Source organism: Flavobacterium sp. RSP49 (assembly GCF_003968735.1).
Taxonomy (GTDB): domain Bacteria; phylum Bacteroidota; class Bacteroidia; order Flavobacteriales; family Flavobacteriaceae; genus Flavobacterium.
In genome coordinates, this window is the sequence record NZ_RYDN01000003.1 from 22,131 (window position 1) to 39,444 (window position 17,314).

Here is a 17,314-nt window from a genome sequence, read left to right on the forward strand (position 1 = left end):
TTAATTATGCTGCGCAAACGTCTCCGACTTTAAGCAATTTTTTTCTTAAAAGGGATGAATATTGACATTTCATATTTGTATTAACACTCAAATAAATCTTATATTTGAAAAAAACAACCATGAAAAAACTACTCCTATTATTCCTTATTTTAATTTCAAGTTATACTGTGAATGCGCAAAAAGACGAACAAAAACAAACCCTTAAACATGTAGTGATGTTTGGTTGGAAACCCGGTACAGATGCAGCAGCAATTGACAAAGTAGTCACTGCTTTTGGAAACTTAGAACATAAAATCAAATTGATCAAAGCGTATGAATGGGGAATTAATAACAGTCCTGAAAACCTGAATAATGGTTTGACCCATTGTTTTGTGTTGACTTTCACCAGTAAATCCGACAGAGATGCATATTTAATTCATCCGGATCACAAAGCTTTTGTGGCTGTTTTGAGTCCGGCACCAGACAAAGTTACCGTAGTAGATTATTGGACGAATAAGTAAACAAAAATCGCAGTAAATAATTAAAGAACAATTTTTCTGCATAGTAAACCGTAAAAAATAAAACATGAATCAGAGCACAATTGTTTTCAGAATGTCTAAAAGCAGTGGTATTTACAATAAATCCAATCGCTATGTAGTACGTATTGATAGCAAAACGGAGTGTGAAATGAACTACAGCAACAACCGGAAAGAATACCGTGTTTTGCCCGGAAAACATACCATAGAAATTGGTGATGGAACTTCTTTTCAAACAGAAGAGATAGTGCTAAAGGCGGGAGAAACGAAAGTACTGAGCATAAATCCCAGTCTTACGTACAATCTTGGATTCGGAATACTGACCGGAATGGTGGTAACCGGTTTGGTTATTCAATTTGCAGTACTTCAAAAATTTTCTCCTGTGATGATTATTCCATTCATGCTTTATTTATTTATTAAAAAAAGAGATTTTAAAAATAGTTTTGCGATAAGTTATTCAAAATAGAAGCTTATTGAACATAAAAAAGCCTCGTTTAATTGCTTAAACGAGGCTTTTTAGGATCACAATATGTTTTATACTAGTGCTGTTTTCTTCTTTTTAGATTGTTTTCTTAAGGTATATTTCAACCAGAAGAAACCCGTCAGACCAGCAACAAAAGAAGCAATCAGAATGGCAATTTTAGAGTATGTAATAACCTCTTTACCACTTTCTTTGAAAGCAAGAAGGGTAATGAAAATGGACATGGTGAACCCAATTCCACCAAGCATTCCTGCCCCAATTATTTTTTTCCAATTTAAATCTTTGGGCAACGTGCAAATGCCTAAACTCACTCCTAAAAAGGAGAAAAGCCAAATTCCAAGAGGTTTTCCCACCACAAGTCCCAGCATGATCCCAATTGTATTGGTATGATTCAATCCTTCTGACCAATCAGAACCAATGGCAATACTGGTATTGGCGATGGCAAAGAGCGGCAGAATCAAAAATGCAACCGGTTTGTGCAAAAAATGCTGTAATTTATAAGATGATGTTTTCTTGCCTCCGTCTCCAAACGGAATGACAAAAGCCAATAACACTCCGGTAATTGTGGCGTGAACACCTGAATTCAGCATAAAATACCACATAGCAGCACCCCCAATTAAATAGGGGATAAGGTTGTGAACCTTTCTTTTGTTCAGGATAAATAAACCACCCATAATGGCAAAAGCAATAAACAGATTGGTAAAAGCAATTGTTTTTGTATAAAAAACAGCAATTACCAAAATAGCCCCTAAGTCGTCAATTACAGCAAGGGCAGTAAGGAATACTTTCAGCGAGGTAGGAACCCGATTTCCTAAAAGCGATAAAACTCCAATTGCAAAGGCAATGTCAGTAGCCATAGGAATACCGGCACCATTTTGTGTGGGTGTTCCAAAATTGAGCAGTAAAAAAATTCCTGCCGGAACAATCATCCCGCCTAAAGCACCAAAAACAGGTAAAGTGGCATTTCTAATACTCGACAATTCTCCTTTGTAGATCTCCCGTTCTAGCTCTAAACCAATCAAAAGAAAGAAGATAGTCATCAGTCCGTCATTGATCCAGTGGGTGATCGAATGGTTGCCGACATTGGTTTCCCAAAAGGCAATATAGTCAGTTTGAAAAGGGGAATTAGCAAATAGAAGAGAGAGTATCGTAACTAGGAGTAATAAAAGACCTCCCGCTTTTTCGTTTTCAAAAAAGGCTTTGAATGTTTTTGTTAATCTCATTTGTTGTTTTTCTTTTCCTATAATTAATAGTATAAATGATGAATAGGAATTCTGCAAATTTAAGCTTTTGAAAGCTAATTTCCGTTCTTAAAAGTATAAACCGTAATTTTTTTGTTTCTTTGATGTAGTAAAAACAAAGCAATTATGACCATCAAAATACTTCATATCGACAGCAATCATTCCTTACTGTGGAATGAATTGCAAAAATCCGGGTTTATCAATCACAGTGATTTTATTTCTTCAAAAGAAGAAATCGAAGCTAAAATTCAGGATTATCAAGGAGTTGTGATTCGAAGCCGTTTCAAGATTGACAAAACATTCTTGGACAAAGCTACTAATTTGCAATTCATCGCTCGCGTTGGAGCCGGACTGGAAAGCATTGATTGCGAGCATGCTGCATCTAAAAACATTACACTTATTGCCGCTCCAGAAGGAAATAGAAACGCTGTTGCTGAACACACCTTGGGTATGATCTTATCCATTTTTAATAAATTGAATCAAGCTGACAGCGAGATACGAGCGGGCCATTGGAACCGGGAAAGCAATCGCGGTCAGGAACTTGATGGTAAAACCGTTGGGATTATCGGGTATGGAAACATGGGAAAATCGTTTGCCAAAAAACTCCGTGGTTTTGATGTCGAAGTCTTGTGTTATGACATTCAGGAAAATGTGGGTGATGCTAATGCGAAGCAGGTTTCCTTAGCAGAATTTCAGCAAAAAGTAGATGTAGTGAGTTTGCATGTTCCATGGACTTCCGAAACAAATAAAATGGTGAATGCTGATTTTATCAATGGATTTCTTAAGCCTTTTTGGATTATTAATACCTCTCGAGGCAAGAATATTGTCACTGCTGATTTGGTTACTGCCATGCAATCCGGGAAAATTCTCGGAGCAGGTTTAGATGTTCTGGAATATGAGAAGTTGTCTTTTGAAACCCTTTTTAACGATAAAAACACACCAGAGGCTTTTCAGTATTTGTTGACAGCCAAAAACGCAATTCTGACGCCACATATTGCCGGTTGGACTTTCGAAAGCCATGGACGATTGGCACAAGTGATCGTTGATAAAATAAAAGCAAAGTATCTTAGTTAGGTAAAATTTGTCGTGCCGTAGCAGCGCAATACGGGAATTGGAGTTTCTTCTTTAAAGTAAAAATTCCTAAAACTCGTCGCTTGTTTCGAAGATAACATCTTGTTTTAAAGCTAATTAGTATCGTTTTACTTTTTGGTGGAAAGACAAAATAGGAAGGATCGTTTTATCCAGTGGCAGCCGTTTATGGATGGTACCAATGATTTTGAGCCAAGCGAAAAACGGTTCGTGCAAAATTTTACAGTTGATGATTTAGAACGTTTATTGCAAAATTATCAGATGAAGGTGTAATAATTGTGGGTGTTATGGAGGTTTGTAGCTCTAGAAAATTCGGATGGGTTTTGAATAGTGGAGGAAATAAAACCGAATTTTTGAACCAATTGGTAGAGTGTTTCAATAATTTTTATATTTTTAACCATTGAAAAACAATCTAATACAAATTATTTATGCAAAATTCGAAGATTGAAAATTGGAATAATCCGCTGCCAGTTCGTCAAAACAATAAAAAGCTGCCTGCCGGAATTTTAGCGATACTTTTAGGTCCTCTTGCGATTCATAAATTCCTATTGGGGTATACTACTGAAGGGATAATATGGCTGGTAATTAGTCTTTTTACCTGCGGAACGGTGACATACATTTTAGGTATTATCGAAGGAATAATTTATTTGACAAAATCTGACGAGGAGTTTTACCAAATGTATCAAGTAGGTAAAAAGGCTTGGTTTTAAAACATAAAAAACGCCGGTTTTAGACTATTCCCAAAAAGACAGACACTATTTGGGGGTATTTTTCTACCACAAATTTTACTAATTGCCCCGAATTAATTTTGTGCTGATTTGTAAAATTTCTAGCAACTAAGTAATAACCATGGTATAATGTCGTATTTTAAAATCAAGATAAAATTATGTAACAATCTGATTTAAAGTTGTTTTACTTAAAGTTAATTCTTTTGACTTTACGACTTTTAAACTTTCGACTTACTTATTTAATGTAATTCTGAAATTAATCTTCTTTCTCGCTCAGTTTTCGCTCCAGTTCTTTCTGGAATTCTTCCATTACGGGCTTCATCGTACTTTCCGGAATGTCTGCAATCCTGATGTACATCAATCCGTCTACGGCATTGTTAAACAACGGATCCACATTAAATGCGACCACTTTTGCATTTTGTTTAATGTATTTTTTGATTAAAACCGGCAAACGCAAACTTCCCGGTTCCAGCTCGTCGATAATTTTATCAAACTTATTCAAATCGGATTCGGTTTCGTTAAAAATGAAATCCTTATCGGCATCTTTTAATTTTACTTTATACGCTTTTTTGGGATGAATGTACTGCGCAATATACGGATCGTAATAATTAGATTTCATGAATTCAATCATTAAGGATTTAGAAAAATCTGAAAATTGATTGCTGATACTCACACCACCCAGTAAAAATTTATGTTCCGGGTAACGCAATGTTGTGTGCATAATTCCTTTCCAAAGCAAGAAAAGCGGCATTGGTTTTTGTTGGTACTCTTTGATGATAAAAGCGCGTCCCATTTCGATAGATTTGTGCATCATGTCATGCAATTCGGGCTCAAATCTAAACAGATCGTTGAGGTAGAATCCATTGATTCCATACTTCGGATAAATTTCTGAACCTAATCCCATTCGGTACGCACCGGCAATCTTATGGGCTTCATTATCCCATAAAAACAAATGATGATAATATTTATCGTGCTTGTCTAAATCAATAGACTCATTGGTTCCTTCGCCTACTTCCCTAAAAGTGATTTCTCTAAGACGTCCTATTTCGTGTAGGACATTAGGAATTTTAGCGGCTTCAGTAAAGAAAACCTCGTAATTTTTACTTTGCAAAAGGCGGCAATCGCTATTTCTTGCGGCATCAACTTCGGCAATCATTTTTTCACTGTTGGCCGGAGTAACAATCTTCTTTGGACTTTTAGGGATTTTTAAGGTGGGTGTTGGCAAAAAAGGAATTTCTTTCTCAAAAGGATTGGCCAGCATATATGTTTTTTTTCGTAAAAACTCTGAGTATTCTTCTAAAGTCTTGTGCTCATTTTGTTCGCTTACGGAAATTGGTTTACCAATACGTACTTTAATCACACGACGTTTCTGGCTAAAGACTTCCGAAGGCAGTTTTGCCGTTCTAAAAGTGCTGCTTATTTTAGAAAGTAAATAAAATAATCGACTGTTTTTAGCATGAAAATAAATAGGGACCACAGGCACCTGTGCTTTTCTAATTACTTTGATAGCTCCTTCTTCCCACGGCTTATCTACCATTAACTTTCCGTCTTTATAGGTAGATACTTCACCTGCGGGAAACATGCCTAAGGGTTTTCCATCGCTTAAATGACGCAGTGTTTCCTTGATTCCCACCACGCTTGATTTAGCATCCTTATGATTTTCAAAAGGATTCACCGGCATGATGTATTTTTTGAGCGGCTTAATGCGGTGTAAAAGAAAATTAGCTATAATCTTGAAATTGGGCTCTCTCTCCAGCATTAATTTCAATAATAAAACCCCGTCAATTCCTCCCAGTGGATGGTTTGAAATCGTGATGTAAGCTCCTTCTTTTGGTAGGCGTTTTAAATCCTCTTCCGGAATTTCAAATTTTATTTGTAAATCATCTAATATTCCATTCAGGAAATTAACATCTTTCAAATGCTTATTTCTGTCGTACATTTTGTTTAAGGTAGAAATCTTTAGCACCTTCATAAGTATCCATCCTGAAAAGGTACCCAAAACTCCATACTTATCAGCATTTATTGCTTTTGCAACTTCTTTGGCGGTTACTAAACCCATGAATTTTTTTCTTTTAAAGCAAGAAACAAAGATAGCAAAAAACTCCATTTTCTCTATTTTTCTGAGTCAAACTTGTACTTTTTTATTACATTTGAAATCGGTACATACACGCCATAATTTTTTCTGACAGAATCTAAAAATGTATTTCTAATACCATTTGGAAATTATTTATTTCGACAGAAATTCAAATACACACTATATGAGAATTATTTCATACAACGTCAACGGAATCAGAGCCGCCATTTCAAAAGGATTTATCGATTGGTTGCAACAGGCAAATCCGGACATCATTTGCCTACAGGAAATCAAAGCCACTGAAGATCAAATTCCTGTGGAGGCTATTGCAAAGGCAGGGTATCCGTATCAATATTATTATTCAGCCACTAAAAAAGGGTACAGCGGCGTAGCAATTCTTTCAAAGATCAAACCTAATAATGTGGTCCACGGAACCGGAATTCACCACATGGATTTTGAAGGAAGAAATCTTCGGGCTGATTATGATGATTTTTCCGTGATGAGTTTGTATCTGCCATCTGGGACAAATATGGAGCGACTCGACCATAAATTCATGTTTATGGATGATTTTAAGAATTATATTGATGAACTCAAAAAAGAAACGCCAAACTTGATTATCTGTGGTGATTACAACATTTGCCACGAGGCAATTGACATTCATGACCCAATCAGAAATAAGACCGTTTCCGGATTTTTACCCCAAGAAAGAACCTGGCTTGACGGATTTATAAAGTCCGGATTTATCGATAGTTTTCGCCACTTCAACAGTGAACCGCATCAGTATTCCTGGTGGAGTTACCGCGCTGGAGCCAGAGGAAATAACAAAGGGTGGCGCATCGATTATAATTTAGTTGCCGATTCTTTGAAACATAAACTCAAAAGAGCCGTTATTTTATCAGATGCCGTACATTCAGATCATTGCCCGGTCTTGGTAGAATTAGAGTAATCCTCTTTAGCGCAGCCTAGGGAGGAGCTATTTCCCGCTATCCGTTACAATCTTTTCTCTCGTTGAAAAACGAGAGAAAAGGATTTTCACTTCTATCGGGGCTAGGGCATTTGAATACCATTTTAATTTTTGATTTCAAAACAACAATAAAAACGATAAAAATACCATTAAAATGATTAAAAAAATTTCCTTAGGATTACTCGTATTAGCACTTTCAACATCCTGCGTGTCGAAAAAAATATACAATGACTTAGAAAACAAGTATGCGGATTCCAAAAAGGAAAACCGAAGTCTAACGGACGAAAATGAAGATTTACTGAAAACTAAAAACCAATTGGATTTAGATCGGACCGCTTTAACTTCTGACTTGAGTGCTTCTAAAGCAGCGCTTGATAAATTGAAAGCAGATTATGCTGCTGCTCAAAACAAACTCGAAGTCCTGCAGGATTCCTATGCCGCTTTAGAGAAAAACAGCGGAGAGGCTTTACAAAGTAATATGAAGAAAAATCGTGATTTACTAGGCCAATTAGATGAGAAAGCAAAAGCGTTGGCAGTAGAACAAGAGCGTTTGAGCAAAAGTGCCCAGCGTTTGCAAGAATTAGAAGATTTGATCGCCGCCAAAGAAGCTAACATGAAAAAACTAAAAGAAACACTCTCTAATGCTTTGAATAGTTTTGAAGGAAAAGGATTGACTGTCGAACAAAAAAATGGAAAAGTATACGTATCCATGGAGAACAAACTGCTCTTCAATTCCGGAAGTTGGTCAGTAGGTTCCGAAGGGAAAAAGGCAGTAGTAGAATTAGGTAAAGTTTTAGGAGACAATCCTGAAATCTCCGTTCTTATTGAAGGACATACGGATGATGATGCTTTTTCAGCTTCTGGACCAATTGCCGATAACTGGGATTTATCAACCAAAAGAGCCACCGCAATCGTAGCGATTTTGAGCGAAAACTCAAAAATCAACAAACAAAGTCTTACCGCCGCCGGAAGAGGAGAGTTCTCCCCGCTAGCCAGTAACGCAACTGCTGATGGAAAAGCGAAGAACCGTAGAATTGAAATCATTCTTACCCCAAGATTAGATGAAATTGCCGAAATGCTGAATGAAATAAATTAAGGTTTAAAGGTTAAAGTATAGAAAGGTTCAGAGTGTATGCTTTGAACCTTTTTTTGTTCTCTACGGGATATTTTATAAAATAATCTCCAGTTTTATAAGTTTAACCATTAAGGAATTAAGAAAATTATGCGTGAATTCTTAATGAAACTTAATCTCTTAATGGTTTAAAAAAGAAACCTTTTCTTAACCGCTAATTCGCTAATTTTATCTTTCGTTTCAAGGGCTTTTAATTTGCGAATTCGCGGTTATTTTTTTAACATCCTGTAAACTTTTGTCAATTTTCTGTTAACACTAAATCGTAACCGCAAACTAATTTTATCTTTGTTTTCGAAAATAAAATACAATTTCCTTAAAAATGAAATACACTACACTACCCAATACTGATATAAAAGTCAGCAAAATTTGCCTTGGAACCATGACTTTTGGGCAACAAAACACAGAAGCTGATGGTCACGCACAAATGGATTATGCTTTAGAAAACGGAGTCAATTTCTTTGATACTGCCGAAATGTATTCTATTCCGGGGCGTCAGGAAACCTATGGAAGTACAGAGAAAATCCTTGGAACCTGGTTCAAGAAAACAGGGAAAAGAGAAGAAATTGTTTTGGCCTCCAAAATTGCCGGACCCAATCCTAATTTTGGCTACATGAGAGAAAAATTAGATTTTTCGCCCGCCAGTATCAAGTTTGCATTGGACAGTAGTTTGCAACGCCTGCAAACTGATTATCTGGATGTGTACCAATTGCATTGGCCGGAACGTAAAACCAATTATTTTGGACAACGCGGTTTCAAAGTGCAAGACGATGCTTGGGAAGATAATATTCATAATGTGCTGGAAGCATTAGACGGTTTTGTCAAGGAAGGAAAAATAAATCACATAGGTCTTTCAAATGAAAATCCTTGGGGAATTATGCGTTTTCTGGAGGAAAGCAAATACAATAATCTGCCAAGAATAAAGACGATTCAAAATCCGTATTCGTTATTGAACCGACTTTTTGAAAACGGGTCCGCTGAAATTTGCCTGAGAGAAAATGTTGGTTTATTGGCTTATTCTCCAATGGCTTTTGGCGTTTTGTCCGGTAAATTCCTTACTGGCGAAGCGCATCCAAATGCCAGAATCAAATTGTTTCCGCAGTATTCCAGATACAACAGTCCACAATGCATCGAAGCCACGCGGCTATATCAGGAAATCGCTAAGAAAAACGGATTGACCTTGACGGAATTGTCGTTGGCATTTATAGAACAACAGCCGTTTGTAACCAGCACGATTATTGGCGCAACCACATTGGAACAATTAAAAGAAAATATTGATACCATTCAAGTATCACTTTCGGATGAAATCTTAAAAGCGATTGATGAAGTGCAAGCCGTGATTCCGGATCCGGCACCTTAATTTAATAAACCCTGTCAGAGTTCCAAACTCTGACAGGGTTGTTTTTAATAATTAAAGATCAAATTCATCATCAACGGCTAAGGAATCCATTTTTATTTGCGTGGAATCTTGTACTTTGAATTTGATAAAAGATTTTGCAGGTCCTGAAATCAATATTGGTAAGGTCTTGTAAATCGTGTCTTCAGAAGTCAAAAGTCCTCTTCGAAACATAATATTCGTTAAGAACGATTCTTGTTGTACAGCAAAATCTTTCAACATCCCTAGATCGTTAAACTGATACATGAATTTCTTAGGACTTGGAATGATTCTAGCAAGATACAAGCATTCGTTCAGCGATAATTCCAAAGGTGTTTTTTGAAAGTAAAACTGACTTGCTTCGCCAATTCCATATACATTTGGACCCCATTCGATAATATTAAAATACACTTCGAGCATGCGTTCCTTGCTTACAATCCGGTTGTTTTCCAGAATATAAACCAATAAAATTTCTTCCAGTTTACGGGAAACAGTTTTTTCCCGGCTCAGAAAAACATTTTTCACTAATTGCATGCTGATGGTACTGGCACCGCGGGAAAACTTTTTAGTTTTTATGTTTTTGATGATGGATTGTTTGAAAGCTTCGCTGACAAAACCACGATGCGAAAAGAAAGAAGGATCTTCCGTTGTCAAAACTGACTTTCGTAAATACGGTGAAATTTGGTCCAGGAGCGTGAAATTTGGATTAGCAGAACCCACTAAAACCGGACGTTGCAACACGTTCTTTATAAGTGCGCGATACACAAATTCGCCTTTGAGTTTGTTCAGGTTGGCTTCACCGTATTTTGTAATTTTTAGATTTTCTTTTTTTAGTTTACTGTCAAAAACCAGTTGATTGGGTTTGTTTTGGTTGAATGTAAAGTCCAATTTGTAATCAAAAGTACCACTGGCTTTCATGCCTTGAAAATTGGCAAATAAACCGTCTGGAAGCGAAGTGATAAAATCCTGCGCGTTCATTTTGGGAATATTCACTTTGAGTTTATAAATCGTGTCTTTCTCAGTTTCATAAGCCACATAAGGATAAAATTTTATCTTGTTTAACTGAACCGTTGAGCTGCTGTCAATCGAAATAAAATCAGAACCCAAAAGAAAACGGTAATCAAATTTGGCGTTTTTTAGCAATACATCTTTGCTGGCGATTTTAGGATGGTTGAGTTTTAAATTGGCAATAGCCATAAACCCATCGATATGCAATTCATCACCGTCTTTATCTATGTTTTGAATATTCAAACGAATGGAGTCAAAGCTTAATTTTAGGTTGAACCGCTGGTCTAAATACGGCATTTTGATGGCACCGGTATCGATATTTACAAAACGAATATCCGCTTTTTTGTTTCTTGGATCAGCAAATCCTTTAATTCTCCATCGTTGTGAAATCGTATTGGTTTTTACATTAATAGAAGTTTCTAGTTGTTTGTTGACCAATCGCAATTTTTGGAAATTGATGTTTGTTTTTTTTTCGTTATCGTTAATTCGGATCGAAAGATTGTTCAGAATCATATCAGTTGGAACTAAATTTAGTACTTTTGAGATGATTCTGTAGGCAAATTGAGCGTAATCTCTTTTCTCATTTTGTACTGGTGTTTGATTGTCCCTCTTTAAAAAAGCATCGTAATTTCCCTTTTTTCCTTTTTTTACTAATTGAATAAAACCATTCTGAACCTCTAAAGTACCAAGTTGTAGGTCGCCGGTTATCAAATGCCACAAATTAACGCTGGTTTTTAATTTTTTAATTTTAAAAAGCGTATCGGCATTTTTTGGAACCAATGCTATTTCGGTAAGATTCAAGCCTGATAATCCATCAAAAGAAGCTTTTTTTATCGTAAAAGTACTGTTGTAACCCATTTTCATTTCATGGGAAACTTTTGCAATGGTTTGCTGTAAAACGGCATCACGAAAAAGGTAAAAAGCAATAATTATAGTGGTAAACAATACAAAAAGTATTTTTGTTGCTAGAATTATGTTTTGTTTTTGGGTTTTCATAAACAGTTTTAAAAATAAAAGAATCTAAAAGACAATGCGTTTGGAGTATTAGTCATAAAGAAAAGGAAAATAATATTAAAGCAGAGTTTTTTATAATTTTCTTTATAGTTTTGATTGGATAAAATGAATGCTATTCCATTTTAGGATATCAAAAACTACAACATTTCTGCGTTGTAGTTTTTGATATTCTCGATAGCAGTGCCATTAGTAATTGGATTTCGGTTTTTTATATCCCGATAACGGATTTGCAATCCGTGCCCTTAGAGTATTTGAAAACAAATCAAGACTACAACTTCTGCGTCGTAAACCAAATAATCACAATTAGTTGCAATACTAAATGTATAAGAGAAACGTTATTTTAGATTTGTCAACAAATATCATCCAAACAACTCACTCGCCACATCTTCAATTTTGGCTACTAATCGAATGTTAATTCCGGTATTTTTCAACGCAATTTTATTGTATTTAGAAACAAAAATGGTCGAAAAACCTAATTTCTCCGCTTCCTGAATGCGTTGGTCCACGCGGTTTACAGGACGTATTTCGCCGGAAAGTCCCACTTCGCCGGCAAAGCAAAAACCTTTATTGACCGCAATGTCTTCATTTGAGGATAAAATGGCGGCAACTACAGCCAAATCTATTGCCGGATCATCCACTGAAATTCCTCCTGTGATGTTCAGGAAAACGTCTTTTGCGCCAAGCCTGAAACCGGCTCTTTTCTCTAAAACGGCCAGAATCATATTGAGTCTTTTGGCATTATAACCTGTTGTACTGCGCTGCGGTGTTCCATAAACTGCGGTGCTTACCAAGGCTTGGATTTCAATCATCAACGGGCGCATGCCTTCTAAAGTAGAGGCAATAGCTGTTCCGGATAATTCCTCGTCTTTATGCGAAATCAGTATTTCGGATGGATTCGAAACTTCTCGCAAACCATTGCCCAGCATTTCATAAATACCAATTTCAGCAGTGGATCCGAAACGGTTTTTTAACGAACGTAAAATACGATATACGTGATTTCGGTCACCTTCAAATTGTAAAACAGTATCGACCATGTGTTCTAGGATTTTTGGTCCAGCAATGTTACCGTCTTTGGTGATATGACCAATCAAAATCACGGGAATATTAGTTTCTTTGGCAAATTTGATTAGTTCGGCAGTGGTTTCCCGTATTTGAGAAATACTGCCGGGAGTGGATTCGATATAATCCGTATGCAAGGTTTGAATGGAATCGATAATCACGATTTCCGGTTGTATTGCTTCAATTTGCTTGAAGATATTTTGTGTTTTTGTCTCGGTAAGAATATAGCAATTGTCACCGCTGGGCGTAATTCTTTCGGCACGCATTTTTATTTGTTTCTGACTTTCCTCGCCTGAAACATATAAAGTTTTATAAGGTAATTTTAAAGAGATTTGCAGTAGTAGCGTGCTTTTTCCTATGCCGGGTTCACCACCCAAAAGAATTAAGGATCCGGGAACGATTCCACCACCCAGAACGCGATTTAGTTCACCATCTGTCGTGTCCATTCGGATTTCCTGAGCAGAATCAATTTCGTTTATTCGTAACGGTTTTGGTGCTTTACTGCTAGAAGTAGTTTCGCTTTTCCAAGCGGTTTTTTCTTGTTTCTGTATAATTTCTTCTGCTATTGTATTCCATTCTTTACAGGAATTGCATTGTCCTTGCCATTTGGCATATTGTGCGCCACAGTTTTGGCAAAAAAAAGTTGTTTTTACTTTTGACATTATTTTTTTGGTATTTGGCTTTTCATAGCATCCTGTTTTTCTAGTAGCAACCGTTTGGTTAAAGTACGGGTATTTCACGCTCACTGGGAGAAGCAATATACTACATTATAAAAAATTAGCCACTGTTGCTTTTCTTTTTCTTATTTAAAAAATAGAGCATCAGTGGCTGGAAGTGACAAAAGTCTTTTGTGTATCATAAACGATACCATAAAGAGTCGTTTTGGAGTGGAATGTTTTAGGTCAAAGAATTGTCTTTTTCATTGGGAAAAACAACCCATGGTTTGAAGGTTTTTGCTTCTTCAAATTCCATTGTTGCGTATGAGATGATGATGATGATGTCGTCTTTTTGCACTTTTCTGGCCGCAGGTCCGTTGAGGGTTATGGTTCCTGAATTTCTTTCGCCTTTGATGGCGTAGGTTTCAAAACGTTCACCATTATTGATGTTTACAATAGACACTTTCTCCCCCTCAATGATGTTAGAAGCATCCAGTAACGTTTCGTCAATGGTAATACTTCCGATATAATTCAGATCGGCTCCCGTTACTTTAACGCGGTGAATTTTTGATTTTAAAACTTGAATTTGCATGCTACAAAAGTAAATTAATTTAATGAAATGGTGTCAATCAAACGAATATTGTTGACTATTACAACAATAAAGGCACGGTATTTTTTATTTTTATGTTTTCGGGTACACGGAAGCAGGGTTGCTTCATCAGCAATAACGAAATATTCCAATACAAATGTAGGATTGTTCCGGAATGATTTTTGAACCCATTCTGAAATTTCGGCGGTACTTTTTGTAAAAAATTGGGCTTTTACAGAAGTTAAAATTTTGTAGATGATTGCGGCTTCGATTCTTTCCAGAGCTGATAAACGTTCATTTCTGGAACTCATGGCCAGATTGTTAGGCTCTCTAAAAATGGGACAGCCAATTATGGTTATGTCTAAATGGTTTTTAGCTACCATTTTTTTTACGATTTGCAATTGCTGAAAATCTTTTTCCCCAAAATAAGCTTTTGTAGGTTGAACAATCTCAAATAGTCGTTTTACAATTGTACCGACACCATTAAAATGCCCAGGCCTGAACTTGCCTTCCATTTGATTTTCAAGTCCATCAAAATCAAAATGTTCTGCAAGGGGTGTTCCATCATAAACATCGGCCACCGTAGGGGCGTATAAAATGATATTTGGATTCAAAGCCGTAAGTTTTTTTACGTCTTCATCTAATGTTCTTGGGTATTTTGCCAGATCTTCGGAATTGTTGAATTGCGTAGGATTGACAAAAATACTCACTACCGTATTCTCATTTTCCAACAATGATTTTTGCATTAATGCCAGATGGCCTTGGTGTAAAGCACCCATAGTTGGAACAAATCCAATGGTGGAGTGAAGTGCCTTTATAGGTTTCAAATAGTCCATTAAAGATCCTTTTCCGTAGAAAATAGGCATGACTGTATTATTAAAATTAAATGCAAACTTACTATTTTAGTTAATAACTGCATAAATTATTGTAATTTTGCACTGTTTTTATTGCCAATAAATTAAGTAAATTACAATATGAAAGATAAGAGGATATTATACGTATCATCTGAAGTGGTGCCTTATCTCGCTGAAAATGAGGTTTCTTTGATGTCTTATGACGTTCCAAAAATGATTAACGATCAAGGCGGACAAATAAGAATTTTTATGCCAAGGTATGGGAATATTAACGAGAGAAGACATCAGTTGCACGAAGTTATCAGACTTTCGGGCATGAATTTGGTAGTAAATGATTTGGATATGCCTTTGATTATTAAAGTGGCATCTATACCAAAGGAACGAATACAAGTGTATTTTATTGATAATGATGAATATTTCAAGCGTAAGGCAACTTTTGCAGATGAAGAAGGCGTCATGTATCCAGATAATGATGAGCGTGCTATTTTCTTTGCAAAAGGGGTGGTAGAAACCGTAAAAAAACTCAATTGGGTGCCAGATATTATACATGTTCATGGCTGGATGGCGGCAATGTTGCCCATTTACATGAAACATTATTATAAAAATGAGGCATTGTTTTCAGAGACAAAGATCGTTACATCGGTTTACAGTCAGTCTTTTGAAGGAAGTTTAGATGCTGGAATGATTAATAAAGTAAAATTTGATGGCATACCTAAAGAAGATATAGCTGATCTAGAAATCCCGGATTATGAAAATATTATTAAGGCCACAATAAAACATTCTGATGCTGTGATTATTGCCTCGGAAAACCTGTCTTCAAGTTTAACAAAATTTATAGAATCTTCAGGGAAACCTTTTTTATCTTTCGTCCCGAAAGACGCATTCGCGGAAGCCTATACTAATTTCTACAGAAACGAGGTTCTTTAAATTAAACTTTTTTATTAAATATGTACAATAATTCTTTCTTTAAGAAAATTCTGGTAGTGGCAAGTATTGCTTTTTTATATTCTTGTGATAAAGATTATAATGAAATTGGAGCGGGTTTAATAGGTGAAAATAATTTTAACCTAGAAAAAGAAACGTATGATGTAATAGCCTACAATCAAAAAACAGGGCCAATACAATCTAATAATTTGGCAGTAAGCCCTCTAGGGATTTTTAATAATCCTAATTTCGGCGAAGTAACAGCAAATTATGGTACACAATTGACATTGGTCACTCCTATAACTACTATAGGTGCAAACCCTTATATAGAAAGTGTAATCTTGACAATTCCATATTTTAGCACATTGACCTCCTCGTCTACCACAACGGGAAATGTGTATCGCTTAGATTCAATTTATGGTGCCGAAAAAGCTAAAATGAAAATTAGTATCTATGAGTCGGGTTACTACATGAGAGATACGAATCCGGTAGGTGGTTTTCAACAGGCTCAAAATTATTTTACAAACCAAAATACAGAATTTGATAATGTTAAAGTATCCAATCGTTTAAATGACGCTGTGGATACAGCACAAAACGATGCTTTTTTCTTTAATCCTGCGGAGCATGTAGTTGCGGTTACGGATTCCTTAACTAGTGCTGTTACCACAACAAGAACGGCTCCGGGAATGCAAATCAGTCTAAATAGAGGCTATTTTAAGACAAGAATAATAGATGCTGTTGCTTCGGGAAAATTAGCAACAAATGATGTTTTTAAAGACTATTTTAGAGGCCTGTACTTTAAAATGGAGAAAGCGGCAGGAAGTGCTGGTAATTTAGCAATGTTGGACTTTAAAGCAGGGAAAATCACAATAAAATATAATGAAGATTTGGCCTCAACCACGGGAGGGAACCCAACACGAGTTAAAAAAACTATAGTGATGAACCTGACAGGAAACTGTGTTAGTTTGTTAGAAAACAATTTTGGAAGTAGCGGACTTGCCTATAATGCTTTGCCTAATACGGGAAATACTTCGGAAGGAGACGAAAAATTATACCTTAAAGGGGGCCAAGGATCCGTTGCAGTATTGAGTCTTTTTAACACTCCGGGTCAGTTAGAAGCCATTAGGAACAGTGGCTGGTTGATCAATGAAGCAAGTCTTGTTTTTCATATTGATGCGGAGGCTATGTCAGGTAGTTATGAGCCAAAAAGGATCTATCTATATGATTTTAATAATAATCGGCCTATTGTGGACTATTTTATGGACTTATCTTCTAATACTGCCAATCTTAAAAAAGCAAAAACAGTTTTTGATGGGAATATTAACGTAAACGCTACTTCCAAAAAAGGGTTGACATACAAGATCAGAATAACCAATCAAATACGAAATCTAATCAATGTGAAGGATTCAACTAATGTCAAATTAGGAGTTGTTGTTACCGAAGACATCAGTGTATTTCCTTCCCATATATTGAGAACTCCTAATTCCTTCATCACTGGAGCGCCAAAAGCTTCTGTTATGAGTCCTTTGGGAACTATTTTATACGGTTCTAAATCTACCGTACCATCAGATAAACGATTGAAACTTGAAATTTTTTATACAAAACCAAATTAAA

Annotated in this window: 15 protein-coding genes; 9 read left to right on the plus strand and 6 right to left on the minus strand. The window is 36.1% G+C overall.

Annotation, left to right across the window (positions count from 1 at the left end; all coding sequences use genetic code 11):
• Positions 1-119 precede the first annotated feature (119 nt).
• Together EKM02_RS02660 and EKM02_RS02665 are read left to right on the plus strand one after the other, a co-directional pair.
• Positions 120-500: a Dabb family protein gene (locus EKM02_RS02660; protein ID WP_126451925.1), complete on the plus strand. Its 381-nt coding sequence runs from the start codon at positions 120-122 to the stop codon at positions 498-500.
• Between the two features lie 64 nt (positions 501-564).
• Complete coding sequence (locus EKM02_RS02665; protein ID WP_126451926.1) at positions 565-981, plus strand: hypothetical protein; 417 nt, start codon at positions 565-567, stop codon at positions 979-981.
• A gap of 68 nt (positions 982-1,049) precedes the next feature.
• On the opposite strand, the gene nhaA is transcribed toward EKM02_RS02665, so the two are convergent.
• Positions 1,050-2,219: a Na+/H+ antiporter NhaA gene (gene nhaA / locus EKM02_RS02670; protein WP_126451927.1), complete on the minus strand. Its 1,170-nt coding sequence runs from the start codon at positions 2,217-2,219 to the stop codon at positions 1,050-1,052.
• 144 nt (positions 2,220-2,363) lie between these two features.
• Here nhaA and EKM02_RS02675 point away from each other — a divergent pair, with 144 nt between their 5' ends.
• Both EKM02_RS02675 and EKM02_RS02680 read left to right on the plus strand, forming a co-directional pair.
• Positions 2,364-3,311 carry a 2-hydroxyacid dehydrogenase gene (locus tag EKM02_RS02675; RefSeq protein ID WP_126451928.1) on the plus strand — a complete coding sequence of 316 codons (948 nt, stop codon included), beginning with the start codon at positions 2,364-2,366 and terminating at the stop codon, positions 3,309-3,311.
• Between the two features lie 443 nt (positions 3,312-3,754).
• Positions 3,755-4,036: a TM2 domain-containing protein gene (locus tag EKM02_RS02680; RefSeq protein ID WP_126451929.1), complete on the plus strand. Its 282-nt coding sequence runs from the start codon at positions 3,755-3,757 to the stop codon at positions 4,034-4,036.
• 274 nt (positions 4,037-4,310) lie between these two features.
• Here EKM02_RS02680 and EKM02_RS02685 read toward each other — a convergent pair whose 3' ends face one another.
• Positions 4,311-6,113 carry a GNAT family N-acyltransferase gene (locus tag EKM02_RS02685; RefSeq protein ID WP_126451930.1) on the minus strand — a complete coding sequence of 601 codons (1,803 nt, stop codon included), beginning with the start codon at positions 6,111-6,113 and terminating at the stop codon, positions 4,311-4,313.
• 199 nt (positions 6,114-6,312) lie between these two features.
• On the opposite strand from EKM02_RS02685, the gene EKM02_RS02690 reads away from it, so the two are divergent.
• The 3 genes from EKM02_RS02690 to EKM02_RS02700 all read left to right on the plus strand — a co-directional run bounded on the left by EKM02_RS02690 (position 6,313) and on the right by EKM02_RS02700 (position 9,581).
• Positions 6,313-7,074, plus strand: a complete 762-nt coding sequence (locus EKM02_RS02690) for an exodeoxyribonuclease III (RefSeq protein WP_126451931.1) — start codon at positions 6,313-6,315, stop codon at positions 7,072-7,074.
• A gap of 172 nt (positions 7,075-7,246) precedes the next feature.
• Positions 7,247-8,188 carry a flagellar motor protein MotB gene (locus EKM02_RS02695; RefSeq protein ID WP_126451932.1) on the plus strand — a complete coding sequence of 314 codons (942 nt, stop codon included), beginning with the start codon at positions 7,247-7,249 and terminating at the stop codon, positions 8,186-8,188.
• Positions 8,189-8,543: 355 nt separating this feature from the next.
• On the plus strand, positions 8,544-9,581 hold the full coding sequence (locus tag EKM02_RS02700) for an aldo/keto reductase (RefSeq protein WP_126451933.1): 1,038 nt from the start codon (positions 8,544-8,546) through the stop codon (positions 9,579-9,581).
• A gap of 51 nt (positions 9,582-9,632) precedes the next feature.
• Here the strand turns inward: EKM02_RS02700 and EKM02_RS02705 are convergent, their stop codons facing one another.
• The 4 genes from EKM02_RS02705 to panC all read right to left on the minus strand — a co-directional run bounded on the left by EKM02_RS02705 (position 9,633) and on the right by panC (position 14,788).
• On the minus strand, positions 9,633-11,600 hold the full coding sequence (locus tag EKM02_RS02705) for a transglycosylase domain-containing protein (protein ID WP_126451934.1): 1,968 nt from the start codon (positions 11,598-11,600) through the stop codon (positions 9,633-9,635).
• 377 nt (positions 11,601-11,977) lie between these two features.
• Positions 11,978-13,339 carry a DNA repair protein RadA gene (gene radA, locus EKM02_RS02710; RefSeq protein ID WP_126451935.1) on the minus strand — a complete coding sequence of 454 codons (1,362 nt, stop codon included), beginning with the start codon at positions 13,337-13,339 and terminating at the stop codon, positions 11,978-11,980.
• A 235-nt stretch (positions 13,340-13,574) separates the two neighbouring features.
• Positions 13,575-13,925: an aspartate 1-decarboxylase gene (panD, locus tag EKM02_RS02715; RefSeq protein ID WP_126451936.1), complete on the minus strand. Its 351-nt coding sequence runs from the start codon at positions 13,923-13,925 to the stop codon at positions 13,575-13,577.
• Positions 13,926-13,939: 14 nt separating this feature from the next.
• Positions 13,940-14,788, minus strand: a complete 849-nt coding sequence (gene panC, locus EKM02_RS02720) for a pantoate--beta-alanine ligase (RefSeq protein WP_126451937.1) — start codon at positions 14,786-14,788, stop codon at positions 13,940-13,942.
• 108 nt (positions 14,789-14,896) lie between these two features.
• Between panC and EKM02_RS02725 the strand changes: the two genes are divergently transcribed.
• Positions 14,897-15,703, plus strand: coding sequence for a glycogen/starch synthase (locus EKM02_RS02725; RefSeq protein WP_126451938.1), 807 nt, complete (start codon positions 14,897-14,899; stop codon positions 15,701-15,703).
• A 20-nt stretch (positions 15,704-15,723) separates the two neighbouring features.
• On the plus strand, positions 15,724-17,313 hold the full coding sequence (locus EKM02_RS02730; protein ID WP_126451939.1) for a DUF4270 domain-containing protein: 1,590 nt from the start codon (positions 15,724-15,726) through the stop codon (positions 17,311-17,313).
• Position 17,314 lies beyond the last annotated feature (1 nt).